Below are 10,838 nucleotides of genomic sequence, written 5' to 3'. Positions count from 1 at the left end.
TCAGCCAATTATGCCACAGCACGATATTTAATAGAATAAGGAATGTTACGGGCAGCACTAAATACTGCTCCTAGCATTTCCGAAGGCGAAAACGGTTTACTAAAGTCTTCATCAATGGCGTCATACACGATTCTTCCTTGCTGACTAATTACGTAGGTAGCAGGAACGGGTACATCTTCTGAAATACCAGCGATACGATTCCAAACGGCGAACTCTTGCGAATAAATACCAAATTGTTTAGCGATTTGGTTTGCCGAATCTGCTATTACATTAAAAGGTAAATTAAAGTATTCTACTAATTCTTTTGTTTCTTCTTTAGACGCTTGAACAACTACAAGTAAGTCTCCACCAAGTGCCAGAATTTCTTGATATGAAGCTTTCAAAGTATTAAAATGTTTCAAGCCGTATTCATTCCAACCACCAGATAAAAAACTGACTACCAATGGTTTATTTTGCTGCACTTGTTGTAATGTTAGTTTCTGAGGGTTTACTTCTTCAGAAAAGTGTTTCCAAAATCCACATACTGATGAAATAGGTAATAAAGGTAAACGTGACCCAATTTTTAACGGTGATAACTTGGCTGTGTTGCCTTTGAATATATTTATGGGGAATGTACTATCCCAAATGATTGCGTTTGATTGATCGTATGCTTGCATTATTTATATGTGGACTAAATGTGAGCTTTCCTTAATTTCTTGAAACAAAATTATAATATAAAAACTATATATCCTATAAGATTTGTATATTAATTAAAAATATTTTTCTATTATGATAGGTAGATTACTTATTACGATAAAGTTTGATGAATGCTTCCATCTCTTTTATTGAAAAAATACTCTCAAAATCATCGTCAACAAAACTATAAATAATCAGTAAGTTGGGAACAATAATAAAGGTAGCAGGCAATGGAACTTCATTAGAAATTCCGGTTATTCTTTGCCAAATCGGGTAGTCTTTAGAATAAACACCTAATAGTTCAGCGATTTCATTATTTCTATCATGACAAATATTAAAACCTAATTTGTACTCATTGGCTAAAGCATCTAATTTCTCAGGTAATACGTCCGTCATTACTAGAATTTCAGCTCCAATATTTTTCAGTCGCTTATGTGCCTTTTGTAGTAATTCTAAGTGTATTTCCCCATAGTTATTCCAAGATGGTGAAAAAAAACTTAGCGCTAAAGGACGAAAAAGCATTAATTCATTGAGTGTGAAATTGGGTTGACTTTCAATATTTTTGGGGAGGTTACTCCATCGCCCCATCTCCTTAATCAGCCAAAAATTTGGTGCAAAATTACTGGCTTGTAAGGCTTTAGGACGTTTTTTATCGATAGGTTCTTGCATGTTGATGAACTGTAAAATTATTTATAATGAAGTGTTAAAAATTGAATTGATGATGCCTTTGCCTACTTGCCAATCTGCAAGGTTTGAATTGGCATTAATGTGTCCTACCGAACCAATATTTACAAATTGACTTCCCCAATTTCTTGCCCATTCCTTCGCTCTTTCAATCGTTGCGTATTCATCATTTGTGCTAGCAATCAATACACTTTTATAAGGAATTTCTTCGGAAGGAATAGGCGAAAATCCTGAAATTTCTTTAGGAAAATCTGTCCTTTCTGAGTCTGGTGGTGCTACAAACAATATGCCTTCTATTTTATCAGAAGTATATTTTTTTGCCCACAACACGACTGCTAAGCATCCTAAACTATGTGCAATTAATACTGTAGGCTCTTGTAAATTACTAATAGATTTTTGCAAAGTTTCAACCCATTTTTCGACAACTGGCAAGTCCCAATCTTCCTGTTCTACTCTGTCAAATACAGCTGGGTATTGCTGTTCCCAAATCGTTTGCCAGTGCTTTGGTCCTGAACTCCCTAAACCCGGAACTGTTAAAAAATGTACTGCCATGATTAATTACAAAAATTACGCTTACAAATATACGTCTAACAAGATTAAAGCAATCTACTATTAGACTATAAAACCGATAGACAAAGATTATTAATCAAAATTGTATTTGCAAATATTTTTTAAAATTTCTTAATAATGCACTATCATAAATGCCCTGATAATATGCTATTTTGCATCGTATCAGGGCATTTATATTGTTGTGCTTCTACTTATAATGATTTTAAGGCTTCATACACCTTATTGAATTTTCTAAAACTTTCTTGATAAACTCTTTCATGCGTAGGATTGGGTATAAATATTTTCTCATCAATATCCAGACAATGTGTGGTCATCCCAAAAGCATCTAGCCCTAACATCACTGCCCCCCAAGCAGAACCTTCAATGGTTTGTGAAACTACTACTTTCATTTGAAAAATATCAGCGGCGATTTGTAGCCACACATCGCTCTTTGCAAAACCGCCACTTGCCATAATAGTCAAATTTTTTCTAGCAGATTTGTCGGGTAATAAAATATCAGTAATACTTAATAAACCAAACAGAATACCCTCAAGCGTGGCTCTAATAAAATGTGCTTTTGTGTGGTTGATTGTAATGCCTAGTAAAGTTCCTTGGGCAGATGCATCCCAAATTGGTGCTCTTTCTCCTAGTAAGTAAGGAACGAAAATTAACCCATTCGAGCCTGCTTCAATCGTATTTGCTTGTTCAAACAGCGATTCAAATGATTCTTGGGTTTCTAAAATTGCTTCTTTTAACCATTGTAAAATAACGGCTCCATTATTTACTGCTCCTAGTACAAGATACTGATTATCGACCAAATGATAACATTGTGTACGCATTTTGCCATCAATAAAAGGCTCTTCAATCGGTAGTCTTACGGCACCACTTGTACCAATGGTTAAAGACATTCTACCTTTTTCCATCGCTCCAGTCCCCAGATTTGCTAAAGCTCCGTCCCCCGCTCCTATTACCAACGTTTTATTACCCATGAGGGTTTGCGCAGTATGCTTAGGGCTTACAATCGTGGAAAGTTTACTTTCATTAATCCCTAGGTGAGTTAATATATCGATATTCCACGTAAGGTCTGCGATATTCATTAACCCTGTACCTGATGCCATAGAAGAATCCACCACAAACTCACCTGTTAAATGATGCCAAACGTATTCTTTGATACTAATAAATTTATGTGTGCTGATAAAAATATCAGGCTGATTTTCTCTTAACCAAAGTATTTTGGTCATCGGACAAAAGGTATGAATAGGAATACCCGTTTTACCATAAAATTGTTTTCCTAGCTCACTCTCTTTCAATTCAGATGCTTCAGCACTCGCACGATTATCTGCCCAAAGAATTACATCCGTCAAAGGATTTCCTTTTTCATCCACCGCAATCAAACTTTGCATGGCCGAACTAAAACTGATGAAATACGGATTAATATTTTCAGTAAGCTTCTCAATACACTCAAGAACAGCCTCTAAAATGTCAGAGGGTTTTTGGATACTCCAATCTGATTTAGGGTGATACATATCATATTCTTTCGAATATTGCTGTATTATTTTCCCTTCATTTGTAAAAACAATTGCTTTGGTGGCAGTTGTTCCAATATCAATTCCTATATAAAAATGGCTCATTATCTTTCAATCGATGAATTCTGACGGAGCTCATCGATGTTAGGGTATTTAAAATACTTTTCCTTTCTGCTTCTTTTGAGAATGACTGTATCATCTGAGCGTCAGAATTTTTATCAGATTCAGACGCTCAGATACCTTATTTTTTTTCTACAGCATGACCACCAAACTCATTTCTCAAAGCGGCTACTACTTTCCCAGAAAAAGTATCTTCCATTTGTGAACGATAACGCATCATGACCGACAAAGCAATTACTGGTGTAGGAACACCCAAATCTAAAGCGGTTTCCAAAGTCCATTTACCTTCTCCCGAAGAATGCATAATTCCTTTAATGGTATCTAAATTAGGGTCTTTTGAAAATGCCTTTTCTGTCAACTCCATCAACCACCCACGTACTACCGAGCCATGGTTTAACATTTTAGCTGTTTTCTGGAAGTCAATATCAAATTCTGAATGTTCAAAAACCTCAAACCCTTCGGCAATGGCTTGCATCATACCGTATTCGATGCCATTATGAACCATCTTAGTAAAGTGTCCACTTCCTGCAGCTCCTGTGTGTAAATATCCGTTTTCTACAGAAATATCTTTGAATACCTTTTCAACATACGAAAATACTTCATTATCTCCTCCAATCATGGTACAAGCACCATTCAATGCGCCAGAAGTACCCCCAGAAGTACCACAATCTAAGAAATCAATTCCTTTTGTTTTTAGGTAATTATAACGCTTTTTCGATTCTTTATAATTTGAATTTCCTCCGTCAATAACAATATCAGCACTATTCAAATAAGGTAATAGGTTTTCAATTACTTGATCGACAATCTCACCTGCGGGCACCATCAACCAAATCACTTTTCTCCCGCTCAATTGTTGGGTTAATTCTTCAATAGAATTTGCAGGTTGTATTCCTTGTTCAGCAATTTTTTGAACAAACTCAGCATTCACGTCATTGGCAACTACTTCATAGCCGTTCCTATTTAAGTTAAGGGCTAAATTAAACCCCATTTTGCCTAAGCCTATAATTCCGATTTGCATAATGTTTAAAGTTTACTTTGTTTGGATAAATATTAAAAAATGGTTTGAAAAGCTAAAATAAATAAAATGTAGGACGATTCGATGATTTATCTTTATCAATCTTTTTATGATAAAATAAAGACTCCATGTTTTCATGGAGTCTTTAGTATTCATGGTATTGGATAATAGTTGTAAGTATTGTTGATATTACTTATCCCACCAAACTTTAGTGTCAAGATTATCAGCACCTTGACGAGCTACTGCCGCATCAAGATTTGTTTTATTGACTGATATTTCATCTACAGGATACGATAAGCGATTGATAAAATTCCCTTTAATTTCTTTTCCTGGATATGGATTTGGTGTTAGTGCAGGAAAGCCACTTCTACGGAAATTAGCAAAGCCTTCAGGAGAATTCATGAATGATGATACCCAATATTGCGTGTTAATTTGCTCCAAGGCTTTTGTTGCAACAAACGGATTCGCCGTAAAATAAGCGTCAATAGTAGCATCAGATACATTTGAATTTGCATCATATTCTGTAAACTGCTGCATGTGTCCTTTTACACCTGCTTTATAATAGTCTGATACATTGCCAGTTATCCAACCTCGCTGAGCCGCCTCAGCCAATAAAAGTTGTGACTGGCTATAGGTTACAAAGAAACATGGAGCATCAAATCTACCTATTTTAGTTCTGTCAACTTGTGAATACAATTCTATGGCTCCTGGATAATTTGGAGTATTAGCGATAGTACTTTGGTCGTAGCCAGCAGGTATTCCAATCTGAGCAGCTGGGTCTTTTGTAAAATTGTTAACGTCCTGTAGTTTAGTATTATACTTCAAAGCGATAATCCCTAAACGAGGGTCATTAGTACTTTTCAAGAAATTAACAAAAGCTCCGTGCAAATAAAAATTGGCTCTTTCGCTTCCGTTCAACTGACTACCAATTTCATTTGTATAAGCTGCTGAATGGCGTAAGATACAATTATCAGCATTAGATAACATTACTCCCCCAGCAAATGCTTTTTTCACGTAAGTTTGTGCTGTATTAGCATCAACTTTAGTCAAACGCATAGCGGCACGCAATAATAAAGAGTATCCTAAACGTTTCCATTTTGTTATATCTCCCGTATAAATAATATCACTTACTTCTTTGGTTTTGTTAGCATCTAAGGCCGCAGACGCTTCGTCTAATTCTTTCAAAATATCCGTATAGATGGCTTGTTGGGCATCATATTTAGGAAAAACCGTTCCTTGCAAATAACCTAAACCTGCTTCGCTATAGGGAACATCACCATAACTATCTGTTAAAATCATGAAAGTATATGCCTTCCAAATACGAGCCATATTGTATAAGTTACTGCGAGTAGCATCACCTTTGGTTTTAGCAATAACATCTACCAAATGTTTATTTACTTCCCTGTAATATCTTTGCCAATTTACTCCTGTAACAGAAGTATTATTTTGATTTACGTTTCCGCCAGCATTTACCCCAAGGTATGGACTAACGATTTGTTGTACAATCGCCGCTTCGTAAATAACAGATTGCCATGTAAATGACGTTCTGAGGGTAGCATTGTTTAATTCATAAACAGGGTTAAGGGCGGTAGGGTTTACTTTGTTGGTATTTAACTCGTCAAAGCCCTTGTCACAACTGCTTAGAAAGCTGGAAGCGATTAGTAAACTGAATATATATAATGTTATTTTTTTCATTTTCTGATTGTTAATATTTTAACATTTTGAATTTTATCAATGATTGATAAAGGCAATATTTCAAAGCCCAAAGCATATTTAGAATTTAACATTCAAATTGAATCCAATACTTCTGCTAGTTGGTAAGCCTGTTGATTCCAACCCTACAAGGTTATCAGACGAGAAGCCGAATTGCTCAGGATCAAGGTTTGGCACCCATTTTTTAATCATCAACACATTGTTAGCTACTGCATTCAATTTGATGCCTTTGATAAACCAGTTTTTAGGTAATTTTTTAGTAAAATCATACCCAATTGTAATTTGACGCAACTTCCAGAAGCCCGAATCATACACAAATTCTTCAGCAATGTTATTAGCACGGATAGTTTCATAATAAGACTGTAAAGGTGTTTTAACTGCATTTGGTTCTCCTTTGCTGTTTACTCCTTCACCAATTACGTAGTTTTGCTCACGTCCTACTAACGTTCCTTTGTGTAAACCTTCACGCCAAGCATTGTAGTTTGTACCAGAAATCATTTTTCCACCTAACTTAAAGTCAATCAAGAATGAGAATAGAATGTCTTTATAGCGGAAATTATTGGTAATACCTCCGACCCATTTTGGTAAAGCACTTCCAAAACTCACCAAATCATTTGTTCTTTCTGGTCGACCACTTTGGTCGTTAAACACTTTACGTCCTTGCTCATCACGCTTGTAAGCAAAGCCATATAACTGTCCCAGAGGTAATCCCACAACCTGACGCAATACCCCTGTATAAATACCACTTCCAACAGTAATACTACTTTGATTTCCAGCTAATTCTAATACTTTAGAAGTATTGTATGAACCATTAATATTTACATCCCAAGAAAACTTATTGCTCTTTACTGGCGAGAAAGTAAGCATTGCTTCAATCCCTTCGTTTTGGCTTTTACCACTGTTCAACAAGGTAGTTTGGTAACCAGATGCATCCGATACCTGTGCCGACAGGATTTGGTCTGAAGTGATTTTCTTATAGTAAGAAAAATCTAATCCTATTTTATTTTGGAACAATTTCAATTCTACACCAAATTCTGTTTCATTCACACGCATTGGACGAAGTGACGAATTAGGAACTGTAGTAGTATTGATAGAACCAATTGGCTGGTTTTGTAAAAGATTACTACCCACGGTATAAAACAAGTTGTTAGCATAAGGCTGTACGTCGGTATCACTACCTACTTCTGCATAAGCTGCTCTTAATTTACCAAATGATAGCCAATCAGGCATCGTATTGAAAGCCTGTGTAAATACAAAACTTCCTGTTACCGAAGGATATTGAACTGCGCGTGAACCTGGGGCAAGTGTTGAGAACCAGTCGTTACGGCTTGTTACGTTCACAAATAAAAAGTTTTTGTAAGAAATCTCAGCTGCACCGTATAACGAATTTACCTGACGTTCGCTAAGTCCATATAAAGGGTCTTTCAACTGTCCGTTCATTACCGTATAAAGGCCACGAACTACAAAGTTTTGAACATAAACGCTGTTATAATCACTACGACGGTACATTTGGTTTCCTCCCAATGTTAAATCGATATTGAAATCACCAAAGGTCTTTTTAGCACCAATCAAGAAATCGGCATTTGTTTCACGAAAGCGACGTGTCTCTTGAGTGTACTGTCCATTGACAAAGCCCGCTGGAGCAACACCTAATGAAGCTTCACCCGTTGGGAAGTTATAATCTTGGTCACGAGAATAATAATCTTGTCCAATTCTACCTTGTAAGTACAACCAATCTGTAACATTATAGCGGAGAGTAATATTGCCTAAAATACGGTCGCGACGTATATTTTCGAAGCGTTCATATACTGAATAATAAGGATTTGTACGGTTTCTGAAACGCGACCACACATATTCGTCTCCATTGGCATCTAAACGTTTAGACTCAAGTAAATCAAAAGGCATAGAGTTTGATAGCGTATAAAGTACCGTTGGCGTACTTAAATCTTGGTTACCGATTTGCGGTGGGTTACGATTATATTCATTTGAATAATTAATGTTACCCATTAAAATAAGCTTAGGATTCAGGTTGTAGTTAAAGCCTAAATTTATCGTCTTTTTGTTATAATCAGAATTTGGAACGATACTGGTATTGCTCAAATTAGAAAGCGATAAATTGAATCCACCTTTTTCTGAACCAGAAGAAAGAGAAACCGTATTCGTCCAAGACGTTCCAGTACGATAAAATTTATTAATACGATTATAAACTGGTTCGTAAGGTACTTCTATGCCATCAAATAAAATCTGCTTCATACCGGGCTGAAACTTCTCTCCAAAACTCCAAACACCTGTTTGTGGATTAGGCGTAGTTGGTCGAACACCATTTTCTCCTTGACCGTATTCATATTGAAAATCAGTATAATCCAATGGTGTATCGACTGTATAATTACTATTGTACTCAATGCCTATTCCTTTTCCAGTTCCTTTGGTTTTAGTAGTAATCATTACTACACCATCCTTTGCACGAGAACCGTACAAAGCCGCCGCTGTTGCACCTTTCAAAACGGTCATGGTCTCGATATCATCTGGATTGATACTTGTCAAACCATCACCACCATCAGACGTATTAAAACTTCTGTTAGCTAACGAACCATCACTATTCCCATTTGGGTTTGCGCCAAAATTGGTATTATCCATAGGCACACCATTCACAACAATCAGTGGATTGTTTTGTCCATTAAATGACGACTGTCCACGAATCCTGATTTTACTCGTACCAGCAGGGCCTGTTCCTAATGAAGTGATATTTACCCCAGCCATTTTTCCTTGTAAGCCATTCATGAAGTTCACTTGGCGGTTGGTGGTTATTTGTTCAGCATTTACACTAGCGGTAGCATAGCCTAGTTTTTTCGCTTCCTTCTTAATCCCCAAAGCCGTTACTACTACTTCTTCAAGATTTTTAGTTTCGTCTACCAGCGAAACATTAATAATGCTTTTTCCGCCCACTACAATTTCTTGGGTAACATAACCAATAGAAGAAAAAATTAAAGTGGCATTACTAGGAATTGAAATTTTATAATTCCCAGTAGCATCGGTATTTGTTCCTTGATTAGTTCCTTTTATTTGAACAGCAACACCCGGAACAGCACTATTCGTTTTGTCGACAACATTACCTTTCACCACTAAATCTTGAGAAAAGGAAGTAAATGAACAAAGCGTTAACACCAAATACAATATTGCTTTGGGAAAGTTTTTGGATTTAAAAAGACAGAGTAGTCTAAGTTTTTTCATAGTTAAGTTACGTTTTTGAATAAATTATTATGAGTTATTAGTAAGAAATTTTTAGGGTTTGTAAACGATAAATTGATTGTAAATAATTATTATATTCAACGGGTTTTTGATTTTTTTACTTGCGGAGTATAGTCCTTTGACATTTACAACTCACCTAGTTTCTACTTAACTGCTATAGATACCTATCTTTTCTGGTGAAATTCTCACTACTAATTTCGCCAATTAGGCTATTGCTAAATGATATACTTGATGAATTGAACACAAATTTTCATGGTTATTTCAAGAAAAACTTTCATTTTTTTACAGCGGTGATTTTTGTAATATTTTTATAAAAAATTGACCTAATTTTGTTAAAATCTCACTCACGAAAACTTTCAATTATTCCATAACCTGATGAGTCAATTTATACTGTACCAAGGAAAGGCGAAGGAATTGTCGTATTTCCCGTACATTATTGAGTTTGCCAATTATAAAATCCAAAATATTCAGCTCAATTCCCAAGAAATAAAAACAAACGAAGGCATCAGAATTTGTTTGATTATTGATGGGAAATTTGATTGGATTATTGATGGGCAACCTTTTTTACTTTATCCCAACGACGTCTCGCTGACTTGTCCGTGGCAGTCAAGTGGAAGTAGTAAAGGAGCCTATGACATTGGTGCATTAATGTGGATTACGATAAAACCTTCTCATTTCGAAGCCAATGGAGAATTAGTTTTGGGCGAATGGAGTAGTATTTCAGAAACAGACCAAAGAGTCATTGGAAAGATTCTTACGCTTAATAAAAAACCTGTTCTAACACGTTTAAAAGCTTGTCAGCAAATCTTTCAAAACATTGAATTTGAGTTATTCTCTAAAGAATTAGGTTACAGAACGCGGGTCAACCATTTAATTGATGAGCTATTGATTACTGCGGTGAGACATTTGAGCAAACAGGATAACCTCAGGCGAGATTTCCCACAAACTTTTTTGAAATTGGAGCAAACTCTTAGAGAGAACTTATCACATTCGTGGTCGGTAGAAGAAATGGCTGGTTTAGTGGGTTTAGGAACAACCGCCTTTAGTGAAAAAGTAAAGGCATTTTCGGGTTTTTCTCCATTAAATTACCTTATCAATATCAGAATATCTGAAGCCATTAAATTATTAAGTCGAAAAGATTTAAGTTTGACTGATATTGCATTGGAAACAGGCTTTTATTCATCCCAGCATTTTTCATCGACATTCAAAAAACTAACTGGCTATACGCCACGGGAGTTTAGAAAAAATACTGATTAGCTTTTGAGCTTTGAGTGATGAGCTGTGAGCCTTGAGCTTTTTTGTTATTG

The 10,838-nt window shown here is 35.9% G+C and carries 8 protein-coding genes; 1 reads left to right on the top strand and 7 read right to left on the bottom strand.

What is annotated here, in order from left to right:
- Nucleotides 1-8: 8 nt before the first annotated feature.
- The 7 genes from VB264_RS14705 to VB264_RS14675 form a co-directional block, all read right to left on the bottom strand.
- Nucleotides 9-656, bottom strand: coding sequence for a redoxin domain-containing protein (locus VB264_RS14705; protein ID WP_323250558.1), 648 nt, complete (start codon nt 654-656; stop codon nt 9-11).
- A gap of 124 nt (nt 657-780) precedes the next feature.
- On the bottom strand, nt 781-1,344 hold the full coding sequence (locus tag VB264_RS14700; protein ID WP_323250557.1) for a redoxin domain-containing protein: 564 nt from the start codon (nt 1,342-1,344) through the stop codon (nt 781-783).
- 21 nt (nt 1,345-1,365) lie between these two features.
- The gene (locus tag VB264_RS14695) at nt 1,366-1,911 is read right to left on the bottom strand and encodes an RBBP9/YdeN family alpha/beta hydrolase (protein ID WP_323250556.1); all 546 of its coding nucleotides are present in this window, start codon (nt 1,909-1,911) and stop codon (nt 1,366-1,368) included.
- 209 nt (nt 1,912-2,120) lie between these two features.
- Entirely contained in the window at nt 2,121-3,539 is a 1,419-nt protein-coding gene (locus VB264_RS14690) for a gluconokinase (RefSeq protein ID WP_323250555.1), read from the bottom strand.
- Between the two features lie 136 nt (nt 3,540-3,675).
- Nucleotides 3,676-4,572 (bottom strand): phosphogluconate dehydrogenase (NAD(+)-dependent, decarboxylating), encoded by an 897-nt coding sequence (gnd, locus tag VB264_RS14685; RefSeq protein ID WP_323250554.1) that lies wholly within the window; start codon nt 4,570-4,572, stop codon nt 3,676-3,678.
- A gap of 186 nt (nt 4,573-4,758) precedes the next feature.
- Nucleotides 4,759-6,264 (bottom strand): SusD/RagB family nutrient-binding outer membrane lipoprotein, encoded by a 1,506-nt coding sequence (locus VB264_RS14680; RefSeq protein ID WP_323250553.1) that lies wholly within the window; start codon nt 6,262-6,264, stop codon nt 4,759-4,761.
- 78 nt (nt 6,265-6,342) lie between these two features.
- A complete protein-coding gene (locus VB264_RS14675) occupies nt 6,343-9,513 on the bottom strand; it encodes a SusC/RagA family TonB-linked outer membrane protein (RefSeq protein WP_323250552.1) in 3,171 nt (1,056 codons plus the stop codon).
- Between the two features lie 393 nt (nt 9,514-9,906).
- On the opposite strand from VB264_RS14675, the gene VB264_RS14670 reads away from it, so the two are divergent.
- Nucleotides 9,907-10,788, top strand: coding sequence for a helix-turn-helix domain-containing protein (locus tag VB264_RS14670; RefSeq protein WP_323250551.1), 882 nt, complete (start codon nt 9,907-9,909; stop codon nt 10,786-10,788).
- Nucleotides 10,789-10,838: the final 50 nt, after the last annotated feature.

The sequence above is a fragment of the Arcicella aquatica genome (assembly GCF_034928825.1).
GTDB lineage: Bacteria > Bacteroidota > Bacteroidia > Cytophagales > Spirosomataceae > Arcicella > Arcicella aquatica.
This window is presented reverse-complemented; position numbering and strand designations above follow the sequence as displayed.